This window comes from Vibrio algarum, assembly GCF_028204155.1.
In the GTDB taxonomy this organism is placed as follows: domain Bacteria; phylum Pseudomonadota; class Gammaproteobacteria; order Enterobacterales; family Vibrionaceae; genus Vibrio; species Vibrio algarum.
Map to the genome: position 1 here is coordinate 308,776 of NZ_JAQLOI010000003.1, position 22,342 is coordinate 331,117.

Annotated in this window: 22 protein-coding genes; 4 read left to right on the forward strand and 18 right to left on the reverse strand. The window is 39.4% G+C overall.

Translation table 11 applies throughout. The annotated features are described in order from the left end of the window. Position 1 precedes the first annotated feature (1 nt). From aldA to rhaB, 12 genes are all read right to left on the reverse strand, one after another. The gene (aldA, locus tag PGX00_RS16760; RefSeq protein ID WP_322107895.1) at positions 2-1,186 is read right to left on the reverse strand and encodes an aldehyde dehydrogenase; all 1,185 of its coding nucleotides are present in this window, start codon (positions 1,184-1,186) and stop codon (positions 2-4) included. Then, the gene (locus tag PGX00_RS16765) at positions 1,147-1,437 is read right to left on the reverse strand and encodes an aldehyde dehydrogenase family protein (protein ID WP_272138694.1); all 291 of its coding nucleotides are present in this window, start codon (positions 1,435-1,437) and stop codon (positions 1,147-1,149) included. The genes aldA and PGX00_RS16765 overlap by 40 nt, the downstream gene beginning before the upstream one ends. Positions 1,438-2,155: 718 nt before the next feature. Further along, the gene (gene fucO, locus PGX00_RS16770) at positions 2,156-3,307 is read right to left on the reverse strand and encodes a lactaldehyde reductase (protein ID WP_272138695.1); all 1,152 of its coding nucleotides are present in this window, start codon (positions 3,305-3,307) and stop codon (positions 2,156-2,158) included. Positions 3,308-3,317: 10 nt separating this feature from the next. Continuing rightward, complete coding sequence (gene rhaD, locus PGX00_RS16775; protein ID WP_272138697.1) at positions 3,318-4,145, reverse strand: rhamnulose-1-phosphate aldolase; 828 nt, start codon at positions 4,143-4,145, stop codon at positions 3,318-3,320. 54 nt (positions 4,146-4,199) lie between these two features. After that, positions 4,200-4,394: an L-rhamnose mutarotase gene (locus PGX00_RS16780; protein ID WP_322107896.1), complete on the reverse strand. Its 195-nt coding sequence runs from the start codon at positions 4,392-4,394 to the stop codon at positions 4,200-4,202. Then, the gene (locus PGX00_RS16785) at positions 4,375-4,524 is read right to left on the reverse strand and encodes an L-rhamnose mutarotase (protein ID WP_272138699.1); all 150 of its coding nucleotides are present in this window, start codon (positions 4,522-4,524) and stop codon (positions 4,375-4,377) included. The genes PGX00_RS16780 and PGX00_RS16785 overlap by 20 nt, the downstream gene beginning before the upstream one ends. A gap of 33 nt (positions 4,525-4,557) precedes the next feature. Beyond that, the gene (locus PGX00_RS16790; RefSeq protein WP_272138701.1) at positions 4,558-5,553 is read right to left on the reverse strand and encodes an ABC transporter permease; all 996 of its coding nucleotides are present in this window, start codon (positions 5,551-5,553) and stop codon (positions 4,558-4,560) included. A 22-nt stretch (positions 5,554-5,575) separates the two neighbouring features. Further along, positions 5,576-6,550, reverse strand: coding sequence for an ABC transporter permease (locus PGX00_RS16795; RefSeq protein WP_272140885.1), 975 nt, complete (start codon positions 6,548-6,550; stop codon positions 5,576-5,578). After that, positions 6,435-8,063 (reverse strand): sugar ABC transporter ATP-binding protein, encoded by a 1,629-nt coding sequence (locus tag PGX00_RS16800; protein WP_272138703.1) that lies wholly within the window; start codon positions 8,061-8,063, stop codon positions 6,435-6,437. The genes PGX00_RS16795 and PGX00_RS16800 overlap by 116 nt, the downstream gene beginning before the upstream one ends. Positions 8,064-8,149: 86 nt before the next feature. Then, a complete protein-coding gene (rhaS, locus tag PGX00_RS16805) occupies positions 8,150-9,148 on the reverse strand; it encodes a rhamnose ABC transporter substrate-binding protein (protein ID WP_272138706.1) in 999 nt (332 codons plus the stop codon). A 101-nt stretch (positions 9,149-9,249) separates the two neighbouring features. Beyond that, the gene (gene rhaA, locus PGX00_RS16810; RefSeq protein ID WP_272138708.1) at positions 9,250-10,512 is read right to left on the reverse strand and encodes an L-rhamnose isomerase; all 1,263 of its coding nucleotides are present in this window, start codon (positions 10,510-10,512) and stop codon (positions 9,250-9,252) included. Between the two features lie 9 nt (positions 10,513-10,521). Beyond that, positions 10,522-11,967 carry a rhamnulokinase gene (gene rhaB, locus PGX00_RS16815; RefSeq protein ID WP_272138710.1) on the reverse strand — a complete coding sequence of 482 codons (1,446 nt, stop codon included), beginning with the start codon at positions 11,965-11,967 and terminating at the stop codon, positions 10,522-10,524. Between the two features lie 341 nt (positions 11,968-12,308). Between rhaB and PGX00_RS16820 the strand changes: the two genes are divergently transcribed. Beyond that, a complete protein-coding gene (locus PGX00_RS16820) occupies positions 12,309-13,019 on the forward strand; it encodes a helix-turn-helix domain-containing protein (protein ID WP_272140887.1) in 711 nt (236 codons plus the stop codon). A 205-nt stretch (positions 13,020-13,224) separates the two neighbouring features. Here PGX00_RS16820 and PGX00_RS16825 read toward each other — a convergent pair whose 3' ends face one another. Genes PGX00_RS16825 through PGX00_RS16845 form a run of 5 tightly spaced genes read right to left on the reverse strand, consistent with a single transcriptional unit; the run spans position 13,225 to position 17,340 of the window. Beyond that, complete coding sequence (locus PGX00_RS16825) at positions 13,225-14,208, reverse strand: electron transfer flavoprotein subunit alpha/FixB family protein (RefSeq protein ID WP_272138712.1); 984 nt, start codon at positions 14,206-14,208, stop codon at positions 13,225-13,227. Next, positions 14,205-15,032 (reverse strand): adenine nucleotide alpha hydrolase family protein, encoded by an 828-nt coding sequence (locus tag PGX00_RS16830; protein ID WP_272138714.1) that lies wholly within the window; start codon positions 15,030-15,032, stop codon positions 14,205-14,207. Before PGX00_RS16830 ends, PGX00_RS16825 begins: the two co-directional genes overlap by 4 nt. Before the next feature lies 1 nt (position 15,033). Next, a complete protein-coding gene (locus PGX00_RS16835; RefSeq protein WP_272138716.1) occupies positions 15,034-15,309 on the reverse strand; it encodes an FAD-binding oxidoreductase in 276 nt (91 codons plus the stop codon). Between the two features lie 11 nt (positions 15,310-15,320). After that, entirely contained in the window at positions 15,321-16,502 is a 1,182-nt protein-coding gene (locus PGX00_RS16840) for an FAD-binding oxidoreductase (RefSeq protein WP_272138718.1), read from the reverse strand. Positions 16,503-16,551: 49 nt separating this feature from the next. Then, positions 16,552-17,340, reverse strand: coding sequence for an SDR family oxidoreductase (locus tag PGX00_RS16845; RefSeq protein WP_272138720.1), 789 nt, complete (start codon positions 17,338-17,340; stop codon positions 16,552-16,554). Between the two features lie 495 nt (positions 17,341-17,835). Here PGX00_RS16845 and PGX00_RS16850 point away from each other — a divergent pair, with 495 nt between their 5' ends. From PGX00_RS16850 to PGX00_RS16860, 3 genes are all read left to right on the forward strand, one after another. After that, positions 17,836-19,284: an FGGY-family carbohydrate kinase gene (locus PGX00_RS16850; protein ID WP_272138722.1), complete on the forward strand. Its 1,449-nt coding sequence runs from the start codon at positions 17,836-17,838 to the stop codon at positions 19,282-19,284. 133 nt (positions 19,285-19,417) lie between these two features. Continuing rightward, positions 19,418-20,731 (forward strand): MFS transporter, encoded by a 1,314-nt coding sequence (locus tag PGX00_RS16855; protein ID WP_272138725.1) that lies wholly within the window; start codon positions 19,418-19,420, stop codon positions 20,729-20,731. A gap of 220 nt (positions 20,732-20,951) precedes the next feature. Continuing rightward, positions 20,952-21,527 carry a glycerol-3-phosphate responsive antiterminator gene (locus tag PGX00_RS16860; RefSeq protein WP_272138727.1) on the forward strand — a complete coding sequence of 192 codons (576 nt, stop codon included), beginning with the start codon at positions 20,952-20,954 and terminating at the stop codon, positions 21,525-21,527. 46 nt (positions 21,528-21,573) lie between these two features. Here the strand turns inward: PGX00_RS16860 and PGX00_RS16865 are convergent, their stop codons facing one another. After that, a complete protein-coding gene (locus PGX00_RS16865) occupies positions 21,574-22,338 on the reverse strand; it encodes an adenosylcobinamide-GDP ribazoletransferase (RefSeq protein WP_272138730.1) in 765 nt (254 codons plus the stop codon). Positions 22,339-22,342: the final 4 nt, after the last annotated feature.

Here is a 22,342-nt window from a genome sequence, read left to right on the forward strand (position 1 = left end):
GCTAAGATTGCATGTAGACGACTTGAGTGCTCAAGTATTCATATAAGCCATGTTTCCCATCTGCACCACCTATACCCGACTTCCTAACTCCTGCATGAAATCCTTGCATTGCTTCAAAATTTTCTCGGTTAATATAGGTTTCTCCAAACTCGAGCCTTTTCACTGCCCGAATCGCTTTTGATAGATCTTTAGTATAAATAGAAGAAGTTAGACCATATTCGCAATCATTTGAAAATGCGATAGCTTCGTCTAACGTATCTACAATTTGAATTGGTAATACCGGACCAAACGTTTCTTGTTTCATGATATCCATCGACATATCACACCCACTCAATACTGTTGGCAAAAAGTAATGGCCTGTAGGAGTATCAGCAATCCCACCACCACATTCCAGTTTCGCTCCTTGTGCCAAAGCCGTTTCAACCGAATCTCTCACCTTCTCTAATCCTTGCCTATTAACAAGTGGACCCATTTCAATCGAGTCGTCTTTTAACGGGTCTCCAAATCGCGTCTCTTTCATTTCTGCTGTAATACGAGCAATAAATTCTTCTGCTACACCACGTTGTACATAAACACGTTCAGCACAGTTACATACTTGACCAGAATTAATAATCCTAGAGTCGCGAATAGCTTTAACCGCCAATTCAATATCAGCATCATCAAGAACAATAGCAGGTGCCTTACCACCAAGTTCTAAGTTCAACTTAGTAATATTAGGAGCAGCCGAAGCCATTATGTTTTCACCAGTTTTCACACTACCAGTAAAACTAATCATATCCACTTTAGGGCTTGAAGTTAATGCAGCTCCAACGTTACCTTTTCCGGAAACAACGTTAAATACCCCATCAGGTAGATCTGTTTCAGCCACTAATTTTGCAAACTCAAAACAATTATTAGGTGTCTCTTCACTTGGTTTGATTACTATCGTGTTGCCAGTCACTAACGCAGGAGCCATTTTTCTTGCAATGAGGAAAAATGGGAAATTCCAAGGAAGAATACCAGCAACAACGCCAATGGGTTTTCTAAACAAGAATATGTTTTCATCCTGCCTGTCACTTGTAATTATCTCGCCTTCAATTCTTCTTGTCCACTCAGACATATAATCGATATAGTCAGCAGTAAAACTGACTTCCACCTCAGCAAGCCCTAATGTTTTACCCTGTTCCTCACTAATGACACGAGCCAGAAAAGAACTTTTTCTCTAATTTTGTTAGCAATAACACGAAGATGTTTTGCTCTTTCAATCGCTGGAAGACCAGCCCAGTTTTGTTTTGCGTGAGTAGCAGATTCAAGCGCACGACTAATATCTTCTTCACCGGAAGATGGGATAGTAGATATTAATTCTTCTGTTGCTGGGTTATAAACCTTGATTCTTTCTTTACACTCAGCAAATACACCACCAATGAAATTATCGTATTTTTTTATATTTTTTTCCATATTGCTTCTTCTCCATAAAATACATTCCAAACCAATAAAACCCTCCGAAAAACCAAGCGATCAAAGGGGCTACAAAAATATAACAAACAAGAAACAAAAGCACAACAAAGAGACGAAGGTGGCCATGGATTTATATGTCAATGATAATTAAACCAGTAATATAGACCCTAACAAAATTTACACACAAAAATAAAAAACAACTAAAAAACATAAACTTAAATAGCTACACTATTTTTAATAATATATAAAAAGTATAAACAATGCCCGATTGAAGATAATATTAACAATAACGGTCATGTAAATAAAAAATCATCCATTTACATACTATTTCGTGATTTATATCAAAAATTTAATGCGACATTAATTATTTGGCTAAGACATTTAAATTATGATTATTGACCACCAATCGAAAGGACGAAGCACAAATTAAAACCAACAAAAAATACAAAAATAGCAACGTCAGTTATCATCACCAAAATATATACTTTAGATATTAGACTTTATATTTAAAATAGCATTAAAAAACACCATTACTAAAACAATAGACTATAACGAAAAAAGAAAGGAAGGTTTAAATAGGAAGGTCATTCTATAAAATAATAAATCTAACCGTTTTGAATAAATTAAAAAATAAAAATCATCAACTCAGTTTGGTCATCATACAAATGTGGAATCGTTAATCTATCAACGACTCCACATCTATTGGTTAACCTTTCTATTACAATGCAGAGGTATAGATGGCACTCACTTCTTCTGGGCTCGGTAAATGAGGGTTGCCTGGCAGACATGGATCGGCCATCGCTTTATCTATCCAGCCCCCAATATCTTCTTTTTTGATTCCTAGTTCAGCAAAGCCGCTTGGGATAGATACTTTCGCAGAAAGCGATTTAATTAGATCTATTGCGCGCTGAGCACCCTCTTTTGCGTCGACATCTAACTTAGCATCTAGCATAGCTTCTGCGACTGAAGCGAACCTTTCCGGTACATATTGAGCATTATACTCGCATACATAAGGTAAAAGGATCGCATTACAAACCCCGTGTGGAAGATTGTGAGTCGCTCCCGGTTGGTGAGCCATCGCGTGGACCAGACCAAGTCCCGCACTATTGAATGCCATACCAGCTAAGAATTGCGCACAAGCTAGCTTGTCGCGAGCTTCTACATTTTTTCCATCAGCCACTGCAATAGGCAACCACTTAGTGATCAGTTTAATTGCTTCGAGAGCCGTTGGGTCGGTTAGAGTGTGAGCTCCTGGAGTCACGTAAGCTTCTATTGCGTGAGTTAGTGCATCCATACCTGTTGCAGCAGTAACACTCGCTGGTAAGCCAACCATTAAATTGGCATCATTAACGGTAACATCAGGGATCTGCTTCGAGTCTATGATGACCATTTTAACTTGGTTTTCTTCATCAGTAATCACAGAATTTGATGTCATTTCAGCGGCTGTACCAGCTGTTGTGTTGATGGCAACAAAGAACTGTCCCGGGTTAGTAACGTGACCAACACCATTGAACTCACAAATATCTTTATTTGGGTTTGCCGCTACCACGCGAATCGCTTTGCAACAATCCATAGGACTACCGCCACCAACCGCAACAAATCCATCACAAGCATTGTCGAGATAGGCCTGATAACCTTCACGAACTAGAGTAGCCGTAGGATTCGGTGTGACTTTATCAAACAATACATAGTCGATACCATGTAGCTTAAGTTGCTCAAAAACAGTATCCAATATTCCTAACTTTACTAGGTTACCGTCGGTTACAAGCAATATTTTATTTAAGGATTGTTGATTCAGCACTTCAATCGCGTCAGCAACTGCGCCTGCACCAACAAAGCTGAGTTTTGGTAAATTTAAAGCAAAAGCCATCGTTCTATTCCTATAAATTAAAGGTTTCTTTTAGATCCTGCATATCCGCGTCACTTACACCTTCTGGCGTAAAACCACTCGCTAAGCAGCCAAGGAAAAGCTTCGCGCCTTTATTGGCAACATCGACAAAGTCGAAGGCTTCTAATGCATCAACTCCTGTCGCGACCGCCCCGTGTTTTTCCCAGATAGCGACATCGTTGACCATCAGTTTTTCTGTTGTCGTTACCGCCATTTGTTGACTACCAGGCATACAGTAAGGAACAACGCCAATACCTCTTGGCACAAATGCTCGTACTTCAGGAAGCATTTGCCAGCAAACCGACGTAAATGCCTCGTCACTGTGTGCATAATCTGGATGGTGGGATAACATGATTAGTTCTAATGGATGCGTATGTACAACACAACGATCTTTAAACCCGGCTTTTTGCTTAGCCATAATGATTTCAACATGAGAAATAAATTCACTCGTCGGTGAGTAATCATCTTGCCCACGGCCTCCCCACAATAAATGATAACCTTTTGCTTCGTCATCAATTCGTAGAATGCAACCTGCGTCTTCAGGGCGACTTAACTCTCTAATTCTTTCTCCAGTACCTTTTACAAAAAAGATATGACCGGCGCTCTCTTTAGGGAATACAAACTCACCTACACTTTGTAAGAAGCAGTGAGGAAACTCGCTTAAGTCCTCATTGAACTCACCAAAAATATCCGTAACGTCAACTGAAATATTGCCACCATTACGCTCAGCCCATTCTCTCTGCCATAAATAAGAACCAACTTCAGAAACTTTCGAAATTTCATTTAGAACCAGTTCATTAATTTTTACTGTCTTTCTCATTATTTTTCCCTTATCTGAGGTATTCAATCTTATTGATTTAACGACTGCGAACGTCTACTGCATGAAAAATACATCTTTTAGCTCTTTTGATATTGGAGAGTTATCTTCGTTGGTCCGCATAATATCTTTCATATAAAACCACCACGTCTTACACACTTCAGTTTCGGCAATTTCATTCCATCTTTCTTGGTCTGTAATTTCTACGTAGGCAAATAGATTACTTGTTTCTTCATCTAAAAAATAGAATATCTACTTGCGCCATGTTTTTTAAAACATCCATTAACTCTGGCCATATTTCATCATGCCTTTTTTTATATTCATGATGAAATTCAGGGTAAATAGACATAACAAATGCCTTTCTAATAATATTAGAATCCATATCTACACCTTATGATATAAGTTACTTATTAGTTTATTTATTTTTTATACGTTTAAATATCTTAGGCAATGCAATTACGCTAATTAACATTAGACCAATAACAATCGACATTACGATGCCAGGTACGTTAATTAGACCTAAACCAACGGTCACCAATCCCATTAAGAAAATTGAAATGACAACGCCGACAATGGTACCCGAACCACCGAGAATACTAACACCGCCAAGTACAACCATAGTGATAATGCTCAACTCCCAACCAAGCGCGATAGTTGGTCTGGTACTTCCTAAACGAGAGGTCAACATAATGGCGGCCACACCACAAAAGAAGCCAACTAAAGTGAATAGTATAAGTTTATGCTTTGCGACATTAACACCAGAATAATAGGCTGCTGTAGGATTATTACCAATCGCGTAGGTACGACGACCAAAATTTGATTTTTGTAATAAAAAATAGAATATTACTGCTAACATTAAGAAAGTAATAAATTCAAAGCTAAATACTGAAAATACATAACCCTGCCCAAAATACGAAAATGATTCTGGGTAATTTTTTAACGCCTCATCTCCTAAAAGTATATAAGTAACCCCTCGGAACAAACTCATCGTACCTATTGTCACGACAATAGAAGGTATATTTAACTTCGTTACCAACAATCCATTTATTGCACCGCATATTGTACCAACAATCATTCCTGACACGCATATTAACGCCAAACTGTCAGTTACCTCTGCGGTAAAACCCATCGCAGTTGAACTTAATGCAATAATAGAAGCAACGGAAATATCTATCTCCCTTACAATTATTACAAGTGCGAGCGGTAATGCGATAATTGCTTTTTCGGTAAAATTAAATGTGGCATCTGATAATGACCATGGGTCTAAAAAATAAGGTGATGCAAAACTATTAATTATAAAAACACATACCGCAGTTGCAAACAAAAAGGATTCCCAACCGAACAGCCAACTAGGTAACGAGCTACTTTTAGGCATATTATCCTCTATAGTTCTACTATTAATTTTTTCCATTTTTCTAGTCCTCGACAATAGGTTAAGACGCACTTTGTACGGCTTTGCGCAAAATGATCCGTCCTAGTTTTCGTTCTGAACGAGAGTTCGCTATAACAGCAAGAATAATTACCGAGCCTGAGATGGCCATCTGCCAGAAAGGTGAAACACCAATGACAGGTAATGCGTTATTAATGATGCCCAAAAACAGAGCCCCAAGAAGACAACCTAAAACCGTACCCGTGCCTCCAGCAATACTCACACCACCAATGACGCATGCTGCAATAACTTGCAATTCAAATCCATTTGCAATATCCACGTAGGCAACCGCATATCGGGAAATCCAGAGGTAGCTGGCAATACCCGCACAAAGGCCAGAAATAGTGAACGCCAAAAACTGCTTTTTCCCCACATCTACACCAATATAGTAGGCAGCAGTAGGACTATTACCGGCAGCGTAAATTCTTCTGCCCATCTGACGATGTCGAGTAAAATAATACATTCCCGCTACTGCGATTATTGAACACCAACCCAGAACTGGAAGCCCTAAGATTTCGAAACGTGGAATTTGCAAGAAAGTGTCACTCATTTGGTGAGCATTGATCCATGCACCTTTGCTGATTAAGAACACCGTTCCACGATAAATACTCATTGTTCCCAATGTCACTACAATGGCAGGAATATTCATCTTCCACACAAGCCAGCCATTAATCATACCCAGTAAGGTGCCTAATGCCGCACCAATTAATATGATGAAAGGGACTGGGATTTCTGGATATAGATTATTAATTGTTGCAACCACCATACCTGTAAGAGCAACATTAGCAGCGACAGAAAGGTCTATACATCGAGTGATAATGACCAACATCTGCCCTAACGCTAAGATAATCAGTATGGACGTATCATTGTAAACACCGAGAAGATTGGACAATCCTAAAAAGTCCGGAGTAATCATTCCTATAAGTGCAAGTAGCAAAACTATAACCATACCAAGTTGTGCTTCGCGGTTTTTTAACATATTTTTCATAAAGCCCCCCTGTCGCACCGGTTGCGGCGCTGACTAGTTTTTCGGCGGTAAAATCGTCGCGAGCAAATTCATTTACCATCAAACCTTCTCGCATAACAATAATACGGTCAGCCATTCCCATTACTTCCGGTAGTTCAGAAGACACCATGATAACCGCAAGCCCTTGACCAGTAAGTTCAGACATAAACTCATGCACAGCAGCTTTAGACCCAATATCTATCCCTTTGGTCGGTTCATCTAAAATGATGACTTTGGGTTTTGTCGCCAGCCATTTTCCAATGACCACTTTTTGTTGATTTCCGCCTGAGAGGTTCTCTACTTTTTCGTGCCAGTTGGGTGCTTTTACTCGCAAACGCTTAGCATATTCATCCGCTAATGCATACTCAGCTTCGTCGTCTAAAAGACCATTTGAGTTAATTTTGTCAAGCTGTGGTAAACCTATGTTTTGATATATTGGAAACTCAAGTACCGTTCCCTGGCTTTGGCGCTCTTCTGGAACGTAAACAATGCCAGCCTTGATTGCATCGCTCGGGGAATTAATAGCAATATTTGTCCTATCAATTTTTATTTGACCAGACGCTATGTTTGTCACACCAAACAGTGACTGCATTAGTTCAGTACGACCGGCACCAACTAATCCATAAAACCCTAATATTTCACCTTCTCTAAGGTCAAAATTAATATCGTCAAACTCTGTCGGGTGGCTGAAATTCTCGACTTTCATTATTTCTGCGCCAAATTCAGCGTCTACTTTTGGATAAGCATTATCAATGGTTCTTCCTACCATCATTGTCACGAGTTCAGCTTCTGCGACTTCAGGGATTTTTCCATCCCCGACATAGCATCCATCTCTAAATACAGTAAATCTGTCAGCAATCGTGTAAATTTCATCAAACTTATGGCTGATGAACATGATTGCACAACCTTTGGCCTTCAGTCGGCGTACAATATTATAAAAATCTTCGATTTCACGATGAGAAAGCGCTGCTGTTGGTTCATCAAGAATGACTACTTTGGCATCAAATGATAGTGCTCTGGCTATGGCGACCATATGCCTTTGTCCAATACTTAATTCTTTTAATAGTTTTTTAGGATCAAGTGGAGCATCAATTTCTTTTAGGATACGAGCGGATTCGCTTTCCATGCCCGGCCAATTCAAACGGCCAGAAGGGTGTTTCATATAGTGCCCAGCGAATATATTCTCCGCAACACTGAGCTCATCAAATAATACGGTTTCTTGGTGAATAGCTGTAATACCAAGTAATCGTGCGTCTTCAGGCGTAACTAACTCGACAGGTTTATCATCTAGAATTAATGTTCCAGAGGTTGGTTGATGAATCCCTGTCATTACTTTTACTAGCGTAGATTTACCTGCACCGTTTTCGCCAACCAGAGCAGTGACTTGACCAGGATAGAGGTCTAGCTGCACCTTATCCAAGGCCTTTACACCTGGAAAGTGCTTGCTAATGTCCCGCAAAGAGAAAATAGGGTTTACTTCTGACATAGTGATGCCTTATTTCAATGGAAAAGACTAAACTGGTACTGGTTCATAGCTACCAGTTTATGTCCTATTTATTCAAATAGACTGCATTAGAAAATTTTTGCAAATTCTTCTACATTCGTACTGTTATAGATAAACGGTTTGGCCATTGCTGCATTGCCATCTTTATCTAACTTAGCTGTGCCCATACGACCCATTTCTACTTCAGTGTCTGTCGCATTACCTTTGATTAGGTTGTAAGCAATCGTTGTTGCTGCATAACCTAGATCAATCGGGTTCCAAATTGCAAAGCTGTGAACTGCTCCTGATTTAACATGTCCAGCTAATTCAGATGGTAGCCCTAGACCAGTGACAAAGATTTCACCTGTTTTACCCATATCAGTAACCGCTTGTGCTGCAGCAACAATACCAACTGATGTCGGAGCGACAATAGCTTTAAGGTTAGGATATGTTTTGATCAATCCTTGAGTTTCGCGATAACTCTTATCTGCTAAGTCATCGCCATATACTGTCGCAACTAGGTTTAGTTCAGGGTGTTGTGGCAGAACTTTCTTCATTTCTGCTATCCAAATATTTTGGTTTGTTGCTGTAGGTGTTGCGCTTAAGATAGCAATATCACCTTTGTCACTTTTCGCTGCTACCAACGCATCTGAAGCTAGGTCTACATTGATTTGACCTATTAGTTCATTACTAGATGGATTAAGATGGATAGCTCGACCAGGAGCTGCTACTCCAGAGTCAAAAGAAACCACTTTTATTCCACGCTTTTGCGCTTTCTTCAAAATTGGCACTAGAGCATCAGTATCATTGGCAGAAATAACAATCGCATCAACTCGTTGAGAGATTAGTGAATTCACTATTTCAATTTGACCTTCTGCTGTTGGTGTTACAGGTCCTGTATAAATAATTTTGACATCATCTTTAATTTCTTTTGATGCTTCTGTTGCACCAGCATACGCTGCTTCAAAGAAACCAATACCTTGCGCTTTAACCACAAGACCGATGCGGTATTCGTCAGCTTGAGCGAAAGCAGCTGCAAATAAACTCGTTATAAGTAGGGTAGATTTAAGAATTTTTTCTATTTTCATTTGTTGTAAACTCCATTTAAGAATGATTTGGTTCACTTTTCTAATTAGAACTCTTACCAGTATTAATCCACTTTCGTAAATCATGTATCATAATTATCATTTTAACGCTTTAGTAACACCTCTTCTTCATATTGTTTTACTTGATCCAACCAACTTGCGCCTACAGGAACGTCTTGCTTAAAGCAGTAGTAATCCCACACAGCAGACCAAGGTAGAGATTTAGATTCTTCTAATAAGGCCAACCTACTAGTAAAATCCCCGTCATTTTCAAGAGTTCTCAATTGATCTGTGGGCTCTAAAAGCGCACGCATTAAGGCTTTTTTCATGTTACGAGTACCAATAACCCACGCTGCAATTCGGTTAATGGAAGCGTCAAAGAAATCCAAGCCAATGCTAACTCTGTCTAGTAAATCGTGGCGAATGATCTCGTTCGCTATCGCTTGTGTTTCGTCGTCTAACATCACTACGTGGTCACTGTCCCAACGAATTGGGCGGCTTACGTGCAGTAACATTTCATTTACATATAGTGATGCGGAAGAAATTTTGTCTGAAATAACTTCAGTTGGATGGAAATGACCCGAGTCAAGACAAAGCATGACATCTCTTGAAGCTGCGTAACCCATGTAAAACTCATTTGAACCAGCGGTATAAGCTTCGGTTCCTATGCCAAACAACTTAGATTCAACAGCGTCTTTATGATATTTTTTAGAAATAGGCTCTGCAATAATCTTGTCCAAAGACTCCATTAAGCGTTTACGAGGCGCTAAACGATCAGCGGGTACATCTTTGTAACCATCAGGAACCCAAATATTCATGACAGACGGCGTTCCCAACTCTTTGCCAAAGTATTCCGAAACTTTTCGACTCGCGATACAGTGTCTAATCCAAAACTCTCTAACTTCTTCTTTTGGATGACTGAGTGTCATGTTGTCTGCGCTCATTTCATGAGAAAAGCAAGAAGGATTGAAGTCTAAGCCAACTTTTTGCTTTTTCGCCCATTGAACCCAATTTTCAAAATGCTCTGGCTTAATTTGATCACGTTCAACATACTCATCACTCTCTAAATAGATAGCGTGAAGGTTCAAACGCAACGCACCAGGGATCATGCTCATAGCAACATCGATATCCGCTCTTAATTGCTCAGGTGTTGTTGCTTTGCCAGGGTAATTACCCGTCGTTTGAATACCACCAGTTAGTTCACCTTCAGGGTTTTCAAATCCAGATACATCGTCCCCTTGCCAACAGTGCATAGATACAGAAATATCGTTCAATTGCTGCATAACAACTTCTGTGTCTATCCCCATTTCAGAAAACACGGATTTAGCATTGTCGTAACTCGACTTTATTTGGTCTGCCTTACTCATTTTTCTTCCTTATAAATTAGTTTTGCTTACTCTTTCAAACTCAGCCCAATATTGTAAAAATTCAGCGGTTTGCTTTGGTTGGTATACTTCAATAGGGAACGAGCGAGAAACAGCGTCACGTGCATGTTGCACACCGTCAAGCTCATTCAATGCGATTAATTGTCCACAGACATTTCCAATTGCGGAAGCCTCTATAGGACCTGTTTTAACCTCTACACCACAAGCATCGGCACAGAGTTGATTTAAGAATTTATTTTGAATACCACCACCAATAATATGGATTTGACTGGCAGGTGTTTCTTTAAGTTGATTAATTTCCAGCCATACTTTTCGGTATTGAAAAGCCAAGCTTTCAAAAACACAGCGAGCAAACTCTCCAGCCGTTTCAGGCACTGGTTGACCGGTTTGGCTACAAAAGGTGCAAATTGCATCCATCATTGATGATGGATTTAAAAAGCTTGGGTGGTCTGGGTCGATTAGACATTTGAATGGTTGCGATTGTTTTGCCAATGAAACTAATTCTGAAAAACTATATTTAGCCAGTTCTTTCTGTACGTTTTGAATCAACCATAAACCCATGATGTTTTTCAATACTCTGAACCTAGATTCAGCGCCACCTTCGTTGGTGAAATTCATTGATTGAGCCAATGGTGTATTAATAGGCGCTAAGCTTTCTATTCCCATTAAAGACCATGTACCAGAGCTGATATAGACCACATCATCTTCAGACACAGGTAAGGCTAATATGGCAGATGCGGTATCGTGGCTAGCGATAGAAGCCACAGGTATAGTTTGGAGGTTCGACTCATAATGGCCAATCAATCGGTTTGGCATGCTGGGGGGTAAACACCAGGATTCCGGAACCCCAATCGCATCAAATAACTGTTTATCCCAATTGCCTGTATTACAATTCACTAATTGCGATGTTGTTGCATTAGTGTATTCACAGTTTTGCACACCAGTTAATTCATAATTCAGATAATCTGGGATAAAAAGCAGGCGTTCTACTCGGTTAAACCACTCAGGTTCACTATCTTTTAAGGCCGCAAGTTGATATAGAGTATTAAAACTCAAAAATTGAATACCAGTTTGGCTATAGATGACATCTTTTGAAAGTTGTTCAATAAGTTTATCTAGATAACCTTCTGTTCGTTTGTCACGATAGGAGACTCCTTCACCAAGACGAAATCCATCTTTGTCCAGAAGGACATAATCAACTCCCCATGTATCAATACCAATACAATCAATAATATGGCCTGACTGTAAGGTGAGGTCGATACCATGTTTTATCTCCATTAGAAGATAATCCAGATTCCAACAAGCCTGACCTTCACGTAAAACAGGTCCATTATCAAATCGGTGAAATTCCTCTAGTTCTATTTTCTGGTTTTTAAATGTCCCCAGAATTACTCGACCGCTCGATGCTCCGATATCCACTGCGATTATTTTTTTCATTTTAAGGAAACCTCTTTATCTGATGTTTTCAATCATAGAGGTTGTGAAATTGTTGCACCTTTGAAAAATAACATTTACACGGGAAATCTAATGTGTTTTTTCAAAGCCAATAGTTATCTGTTTCACGTTTTTGCAATATAGCCAATTTAATCGCAGTCACTATTGCTAAACTAACTCTATCGATAAATAAGTTATTTACTAACTGTACTTTCAAAAGGAGTGAAGAGCAGAATGATATATCTCAAGTCCAATGAATTTTTCTAAATTCGTCTAGCGCTATCACTACAGAATTAAGGGAACCTCAAGATGTATTCCCCGAGCATTGCCACTCTTTTGAAGAGATAGTTGTCGTAGCAAAAGGAAATGGAATTCATGTTATTAATGATATTCCGATGTGCTTAAGCAAAAACTATGTCTGTTTTGTTGGACGACAAGACCGACATTTATTTGAACATGTCGATAACCTTTATCTTAGTAATGTACTTTTTCGTCGAGATAGATTCAGCTCAACGATTCAATTACAAAATTACTTGCCCGATCCTTCCAACGGCCCAGTTGATTGGTTCATCGAAGACGACACGGCATTGAGAGTTAACTACATTATAGAGAGGCTCAATTATGAATCCCACGCTAATAATTTGGCATCAGAAGCCATGTCTGAGCTGCTTTTTCAACAACTTGTTGTGGAGTTATGGCGCGGTAAGATTAGCGACATGAGCACACTTTCTAAAGATGACAAGATTATTTCTTCCATTATTTATATTAATAAACACTACGAAAAACCACTCAATATTGAGGTACTAGCAGACTATGCTTGTATCTCGGCTCGGTTACTCTCAAAGGAGATCAAAAGAGTCACCGGTATGAATTTCAATCAATACTTACACTTTATCAGAGCAAAAAGCGCCATGTCTTTGCTGATAAATACCGACAAGAGTATTACAGATATCGCGTTCGATGTGGGGTATTGTGATAGCAATTATTTCTCAACCAAATTCAAACAAGTACTCAATAAAAAACCTAGTGATGTACGAGAAGGCTACAACAAATAAAATTCACAGTTCCACTACACACTTCGTAAAAATAATTATTTAGGCTCAAAATAGAAAACAAGAATATATATGAAACTCCTAAGCTATTAATTTTTAATAATATAAATATTAATAGTGTGTAACTATAAAAAAACATGTTTGATCAAGCTTTTGTTAATTTAACGACACTGCCAAAGCGCCGTTTATCTCACTACACTGTATTTTGCTATGTAAATATATCTGATTCGATTTTTGCTTTTAGTAATGGTAATACCTCGTGCAATGAACCTATTATTCCAACATCAGCACAGCGGAAAACGGCGGCATTTGGGTCGCTGTTGATGGCGACGATATACCCCGTATCCTTGATTCCATGCATAAAAGCTCCGGTACCAGATATCCCTGCAACCACGACAAGCTTAGCAGACAAAGAGTTTCCCGAAACTCCAACTTGTTGATCTGTTGTAAACCAACCATTGCTTACTGCTGCTCTTGAAGCTCCGACCTCCATACCAATTTCACTCGCTAGAGAGACAAGATCGGCTATCTTATCTGCGCCACCAGCACCTCTGCCATACACAACTACTTTATCCGACTCTAAAAGCGCAGAAGATTTATTATTACTTTTTTTGGATAGTAAACGAATTGAACCTTGTGTGTCATCCTGATTGTGACATTTACTGTCCATGGAATATGCAATTAATTCACTATCGGTAAGATAAGTTTTTAATTTGTTATCAACCGCTGGTACCACAGTAATACATAGCGCTTTTGCACTAAAATCACTAGTCAATACCATCTGGTTTGCGTATGCACTCTGCTCCGTTTTCCAACCTTGAGGAGTTGGTATAACGGATTGAATCTGCAATGCTATATTCCCGCCAATACGAGCAGAACTACGCACAGCTAGCTGCTCTGAAACAGCCCCACAAACAAAGGCAACAAGATCATAACCGTTTTTATTAGTAAGGGCTTTAACACTGTCAGCTATCGATGACGCATTAAGGACCGGATCAGCGTCTAGAGTATAAATACATTGAAGGTTTAAGTGTTGTGGCACCCAACTTTGGACTCTCGCTTCTGATGAATAACCAAGCTGAAAAACAGTTGTTTCTATAGGTTTAGTGTTTTCGTCAAACATAGATAGAAAAGCTGTCGTTTGTAAACAGGATAATTCGCAGCCATCTGCTGTTACAATAAGTACTTTCATGAACGCCACCTCGGCTTCAAATGTTCCTGCCACAATTTTTCGACTTGATCTTCTAAATCTCCAGATAATATTTTTGCTTGTCGTTGGGTGTCAGACATCGTTAACTTTCGAACAGGCAAAGACTTATCTTCTAGATTATTATCGTTGATTATCTCTGTGATCTTCTCACTCTTTGCTGCTGATTTTTCGGCTAATGTCGGTGATCTTAAAACGATTCTACTTGCAGAATCACTAGTAAGAAGTACCACAGGAAGCGTTACCAAATACTCTGTTTTCTCTAGCGCGGATTCACAGCAAACCTGTAGTTCATTCAACCCTACTGCGGTGTATCCAATAACATTGTTGAGGCACGGCCAACCCAGTTTTTCGCTCAACACATAACCTGTTTCACCCGCGCTACTCTCACTGTCTTTTTCGCCCATTACAATTAAGTTCAGATCAGCTTCTTGCGCATAATTTGCAAGCAAGTCTGCCTTATAAGCACTATTCCACTTTAGTTCTGAATCTGTGTCTGGCAACACTCGCACTACATGGTCGAACCCGACAGCAAGCAACTGATTCATAAGCGCTTGATTAGTTTCTTTGCCAATAGTCACTGCATAAGATTCTACACAAACTTCTGATTCACTTTCAGCGAGCCGTTGTCGCATTTGCATTGCAAGCTCAAGTGCAACTTGATCATCCATGTTAAAAATCTGGCGAAGAAAAGAGAAATTGATATTCGGAATTAAGTTCTCAATGCCGGCTGCATGCAACTGCTGCCAAAAAGAAGAAGGTAACTGATCAAGATCAGCTACCGACTTAAAGCATACTAGTTGCTTCATGTTACCTCGGATACCCAGGAACAGGAAAGATGGTTCCGTAGTTCATAATACCGTTCGGGTCGAATTGTTTCTTTAAACCTTCAAGCATATAGTAGGCACTTGTGTGTTCTTCTAGTGTCCAGTCGGCACGATATTTACCGATACCATGGTGGTGACCAATTGAACCACCCGCTTTCAGCGTCTCCTCTATAATGATGGTATGTATTGCCTGATGGTAAGTCATCAGCTCATCTTCAGGCGCACAATCTTTTACTTTGTAATCATAGACAAAATACACATTAGTACCGGTTAGGTAGCTATGTGAGGAGTGCCCCCTAACATAGTTACATCCTTAAGACGTGGGTACTCTTCTCGAATACGGTTAAGAGTATTTTCATAGATATCGTAGATAATGCTCCAGTTACCTGAAACCTCTGTTGTAAAGCCCATATGATGATGTTGCTTCATCACTTCGCGCTCAGCCTCAATCTTGTCTGGTCCCCAATTCAAGTTACTAAACCAAGTCTCTATGATTTTACTATCTACCTGTGTGCACTCTTCTTTATACCCTTGCATAATTTCTTCGATTCCGCTGACGGTCGCGTCTGCAAGAGGTTTGGGGCCTTCTGCCATAAATATAAGTACACACTGATTTAATGCGAACTGATCAAAGCCATGCTGAGACCCATCCTCCGCGTCATAGAGGCGAGCGATAGAAGGGCGATACCCATTGACCATAACTTCACGCAAAATTTCAAAACCTGTTTTCATATCATCTAGGCGATAACTAAGGAACTGATTATTTTCAGGTATATACTTAAAGAGTTTTACGGATACCTCAGTAATAAAACAAAGTGCACCTTCGTTACCCATAACCACATGACGAATATCTGGGCCACAAGCTCGTCTTGGCACATTCTTCACCTTAGCGATATGACCATCGGGAAATACGGCCTCAATACCTACAAGCATATCTTCTATACCACCGTAAAGCGTGGAGAACTGACCGATACTACGGGTTGCAACCAGTCCACCCATATGCGCTATTGGTTTCGACTGTGGAGAATGAGCCGTCGTTAAACCAAGTTTGCGTACTTCATCTTCGAGCACCTGCAATGGAGTACCACATTGAACGGTTGCTATCATATCCGTTTCGTTAATCTCGATGATCTTGCTCATTTCTGAGCCATCAATAACAATCGAGTTTTCTACGATTGTTTCCAATCCACCCTCTGTCGCTGTGCCACCAGTTCTAGGAACAACGTTGATTTTGTGTTCGTTACAGAATGCGAGCACTAGCGAAACATCTTTAGCGCTGTGCACTTTAACCACGGCTGCAGGAAGAGGCAAACGATACAAACCCATCAAAGTTTCATATTTCCTGTAACGGTCATGGCTATTTTCTTTTAATACTTCTTCATCAGTCACAACATTATTCGGACCGATAATGTTTGAGATTTTATCTACAATTTGATCTCTTGATAACGCCATTTTAATATCCTATTTATATTATATTTACTAAATAACTTGGCACTATTAATTAGCGCATTAAATAACCACCATCAACTGCTAAAATATGGCCATTTACATAATTTGATGCTTTACTTGCTAGAAAAACCATTGTCCCCATCAAGTCTTGAGTCTGTCCCCAACGATTGGCCGGAATATGATCCAAAACCCGTTGATTTGCTTCAGGGTTTGATCGAGTTTTCAAAGTAATATCTGTTGCGTAATAACCTGGAGCAATACCATTTACCTGAATATCAAATTGAGCCAGTTCGTCACAATAAGCTTTTGTTAAACCGGCAATACCATGCTTTGTTGCCGAATAAGCTGGAGACCATTGCCCACCAAGAAAAGAAAACATAGAACAGATATTGATTATTTTTCCGCTATTCTGCGGAATCATCACTTTTGCTGCTTCGTGGCTTAACTCAAAAGCGGCCGTCAAGTTAAGTGCAACCATAGGGTCCCATTTATCTCGATCAAACTTTGTCACATCAGGCTCAACAAAGCACATGCCAGCGTTATTCACCAAAATATCTACACTTCCTAGTGTTTCTACACATGCTGATATTACTTGTGCTGGCACTCCCTTTTCTGTCAGGTCACACTTGAAGAATGAAACCTTAATCCCCTCATTTTCAAGTATTTTTTGAGTCTCTCCCTGATCATCAATAACGCTTGCGATAAATATATTCGCGCCTGCTTTTGCTAGAGCCATTGCAAACGCCTGTCCTAGTCCGCTATTTCCACCAGTAACAATTGCATTTTTTCCTTTAAGAGAGAAAAATCTAAAGAAAAGTCTTCTGTTTTCATGTGAATACACTCCGCGATAAAGGCAAAAAAAGAGAAAAGTACACTTCCCCCGTAAGGGAAGTTACTTTTCTCTTCGTCTCGTTAAGTAACTGTCTATATTTATAGCATGATAATTTTCAATATTACTGTGATCTTTTTCACATATATTTTAAATGAGTTTTATTTTTGTTAATTATATTTATTAATGATTTGATAAGAAATATATCGTCATTTAATAGAAATTAATATGATAAATTTATGTGGTCACTGTCACATAATAGAAACAAAAATACACACCGAAACGACAAGGTCAATTTTGCATGACTTATTTCACAGATTTAATTATATTTCAAATGTTATAAATAAAATCAGTTACTAATAGATAAGAGAGAAAAGTAACTTCCCTTTAACTAGGGGGAGTTACTTTTCTCTTTTTTGCATCTAAATAATTAATTACATAAATGTATATTGTTTGATTTCATAGCAAATAAGAATATTAAATACGTTTTATCTGTAAGGAAATAAAATGAAAAATAAATATTTGATGAGTGTTGATATCGGCACGCAAAGTGCGAAAGTAGTTATTTTCGATACTCATGGTCATATCATTTGCCAAGGGGTTAAAAAACTTCAGAAAATTCAAGTTCCAGCTCCCCTGCTGGCTATTCATCCAGAAGATGATCTATGGGACTCATTGAAAATTGCTTTTACTAAAGTAATGAAAGAATTTGAAAACAAACACTTAGACCCTAATGATATACAAGCAATGGGCCTTTGTGTTATTCGTTGCTGTCGAACCGTGCTAAAAGCAGATGGGTCTTTAGCCTATCCTGTTATTGGTTGGATGGATAAACGATTGAACTATCCATTTCAGCCAAGCAGTGAATTTACAGATGCTCATTTTGTCAGCACTAGCTCTGGTTATATCACTCACCGCCTTACCGGAGAGTACAAAGATACTTGTGCCAATTATATCGGTTGGTGGCCTATGGATGACAAAACGCTCGATTGGAGTAACGATCCTGAGCAGTGGAAATCATGCAATTTAAGTCGAGACATGGTATTTGATTTAGTTAAGCCTGGCGAAGAACTTGGTCAACTGAGGAAAGAATTGTCAGAGGAACTTGGACTGCCAAGCGGCTTACCGGTTATCGCTACTGCACACGACAAAGCCGTAGAAGCGTTAGGTGCTGGCGCATTAGATGAAGGGACAATACTCATTTCTCTCGGAACTTATATTGCCGCACTAACTCAAGGCAAAGAATACGTACAGGACTCTCAAGATTATTGGCCATTTCAAGCCTCAATCCCCCACCGTTATATCTACGAATGCTGGGGGGTACGCTTAGGCATGTGGACAGTAAGTTGGTTTAGAGACAATTTCGGTGAATCTGCGCTAGCTGATGCCGAAAACAAACACATGCAAATAGAAGAGTTACTGGGACTTGAAGCCAAAAAGATTCCACCAGGATGCGAAGGTCTTGTAACACTCCATGATTGGGCTGCCCCACCACATGCGGAATTTCGCAAAGGGGCAATGATTGGATTTGATAGCCGTCATACCCGAGCCCATATGTATCGTTCTCTATTGGAAGGATTAGCCTTTACGTTGAAAAATCACGTAGACAAAATGGCAGAAGAACTAGGCATTCCTACTAAAAAGTTAGTCGTTTCAGGAGGTGGCGCTAATAGTGACCTATTTATGCAAATTCTGTCCGATACTTTTGGTGTACCTGCTAGCCGAAATGAAATGCGCGGATCTGCAGCTGTAGGTTGTGCAATTAATGCCGCGATGGCCGTTGACGCCTTCAATAGCTATGAAGAAGCCATTGAACAGATGGTTAATATTGAGCATGTATTCAATCCGAGTACAGAAGTTCACACTTTCTACAATCTGCTTAATGCTGAGGTTTACTCAAACATACAGTTCAGCCTAGATCCTCTGCTACAAAAGCTGAGTCCTTTGGTCGACTGATAACAGGGCCTCTGTTCATACAACATGTATATTTCCACAATACTATCGATCGCTATTGCCATAGTGATCGACCTATTGGCGCAACAAAATACCGCTCTGTAACCCAGGCGTGAAAGCTAATTAAGGAAAAAATATGAAAACTAATAATTTAGGAAGATATTTACAATTTGCTCTTGTGATATTAGCTGCGGGGGCTATTTATCCGCTGATTTACCTTAAAGCTCAGTACCAAGAAACTATACTAGAAGTATTCAACATGAGCTTAACACAGATGAATAGCATTTATTCTGTACTAGGGTTAGTGTTTGTTATCGGCTATTTTCCAAGTGGTGTACTTAGCGACAAATTTTCTGCTAAAAACTTATTAGCCCTTTCTTTGCTAGGTACGGGTCTTGGTGGAATATGGTTTGCTCAAGTTCCTGATTATCAATATGTCGTATTTATTTTTGCAATATGGGGAGTCTTCTCAGTATTCACTTTCTGGAGTTCTCATATGAAAGTCGTAAAAATGCTCTCTTCAGTAGAAGAAGATGGGCGATTTTTCGGTATTCTTGATGGGGGACGAGGTCTTGTAGAAGCACTACTGGCTAGTTTTGCTCTAGCCATTTTCTCCAGCGTACTTGGGGATAGTAACGAAGTATCAGACAAAAAGATGGCCCTAGAGTCGATTATTTATATGTACTCTACAGTACTGCTACTATGTTCCGTTCTAGTTTTTATCTTCGTGAAAGACGATAGCCAATCCGCAGCCGTAGCGACGACTAAAAAAACACAAGATAAACAAAAAGACGGCTTCAAGTTGTCATATTTGGGGGAAGTATTTAAAAACAAATACATCTATCTCCATGGCTTCATCATTTTTGCTGGTTACACCGTATTTTGGACGAACTATTATTGGGGAGGGCATTTGCAATCAAATATTGGTATGGAACCGGTTACGGTAGGCTCAATCATGGTTGCAGTGCTCTGGATGCGTCCCGTGGGAGGAGTTATCGGTGGTTATTTGGCAGATAGAATTGGTAAAGAAATTACTATTGGTGGCTCACTTTTAGGTGGATGTACTTGCCTTGGCCTGATGGTTATCTTTCCTAACACCCTTTCATCTCTGATTATTAGTGCACTTGTTGTTCTTTCTGGGCTATTTATATACATGATACGAGGTACTTATTGGTCTCTATTAGGGCAGTCCAAAATTAACGTTGCTATCATGGGTACGGCAATCGGTTCTATTTCATTTATCGGTTACCTTCCAGATATTGTTATCCCTCAAATCAACACTTATTTATGGAATACGTTTGGCAATGAAGGGGGATATCAAGCTTACTTTATCGTTAGCGCAGTAATTGGACTAATAGGGGTATTTGTTACAATGATTTATCGTAAGGCACAAATAGTTGATGCTGGCAATCATAAACAGTCACCTATTGTGGGTGCAGATCCTGCGTAAAATCTGTCAAACATCAATCAATATTTCGTCAGTCAAATAGGTTCTAATATTTCATTTATAGAGCCTATTTTTTTGATTGTTCTAGGGCTTACTTTCCACAAAATGGGATCAAAAATATCTAGTTATTAACCTCTTATCTTGTGAAACAGAAGCTAGTTAACATAGCTAATACGGTTGATGTGCCATAATATCGCTCCCATAATACAAGAATTAATAAACCATGACGATTAGAAGGCTACTTAACAGCAATCGAGTTATTGCTTCGGTAAAAGACACCGCTAGTTTGGACAAAGCGTTAGAGAGCGATTGCAAGATTATATTCATTCTTTACGGCAACATTTGCAATATTGGACAGATTGTAAATAGAGTAAGAGGTGCAGGCAAGATGGCCTTTATTCATATTGACCTTCTAGAAGGAGCGTCAAATCAAGAAGTTGTTGTTGATTTTCTAAAGATAGTTACCCAAGCCGATGGAGTTATTAGTACAAAATCACAAATGTTGAAGGCTGCTAAAGAGCATGGCTTTTACACAATATTGAGATTGTTTATTGTTGATTCCAAGTCATTCCATAATATACCAAAACAAATTTCTAATTGTCGCCCCGATAGCATAGAAATTATGCCCGGAGTCATGCCCGCTGTGACTCAATGGTTATTGCCAAAGATTAACATTCCTCTAATTTCAAGTGGTTTAATTTGCGACCAAAACACTGCAACGATGGCCCTTTCCGCAGGAGCTCTAGCTATATCGACTACAAATGAAGACGTATGGAAATTATACAATCACTTCAATTGAGACTAGAGGTGTGTTGTTGCTTGATTTATGCTGAAGAAGGCCCTGATTAAACCTTCGTCGACACCTTCGCGAGTAGAATCAAATAGCAGAGCACTTCGGTCAATTGCTGTATCGCTCCTAATACATCTCCGGTATAACCACCAATCTGCTTAATAATCCAACGACTAATAAAAACCCGTGCAATAAGTAACATGGCGATCATCATAATGGTTGTACTGATGTCTTGAATTAACAAACAGGCAGCCATTCCAATGAGCATGATTGTAATAAAGTCTCCTTGGCTACTGCTGCTTTTGGACACTTTTAATTTCGATTGTTCAGCCTGCCGCACGTAACCGTGCGTATAGATAAAACTCACCGCCATCGAACGGCTTAAAATATGTGCCAGGACAAGAGCTGTTGGAACGTTCAATAATGAAAGTAGAGCGCTATACTTAAGTAATAAAATGAGCACTGTGGCCAATAATGCATAAGCGCCTATCCTAGAGTCTTTCATTATCTCGAGCTTGCGCTCAGTTGTGAAGCCGCCTCCAAAACCGTCACATGTGTCAGCAAAACCATCCTCATGAAAAGCTCCTGTGATATAGACGCTAAAGGCCATAGAAATCACGACTGATATTTCTGTAGACCATAACGTTAGCGCTGCGCTATACACTAATGCTGTCATTCCTCCAATAATCAAACCGACTAATCCACAATATTTATAAGACTCATTTTTACGTGTTTCGCTATATGGCACAGAAACGGGGATCGGTAGCCGCGTAAAAATTGAGATTCCAAGTAAAAACACTTGCCATTCTCTTTTTAGCATACTT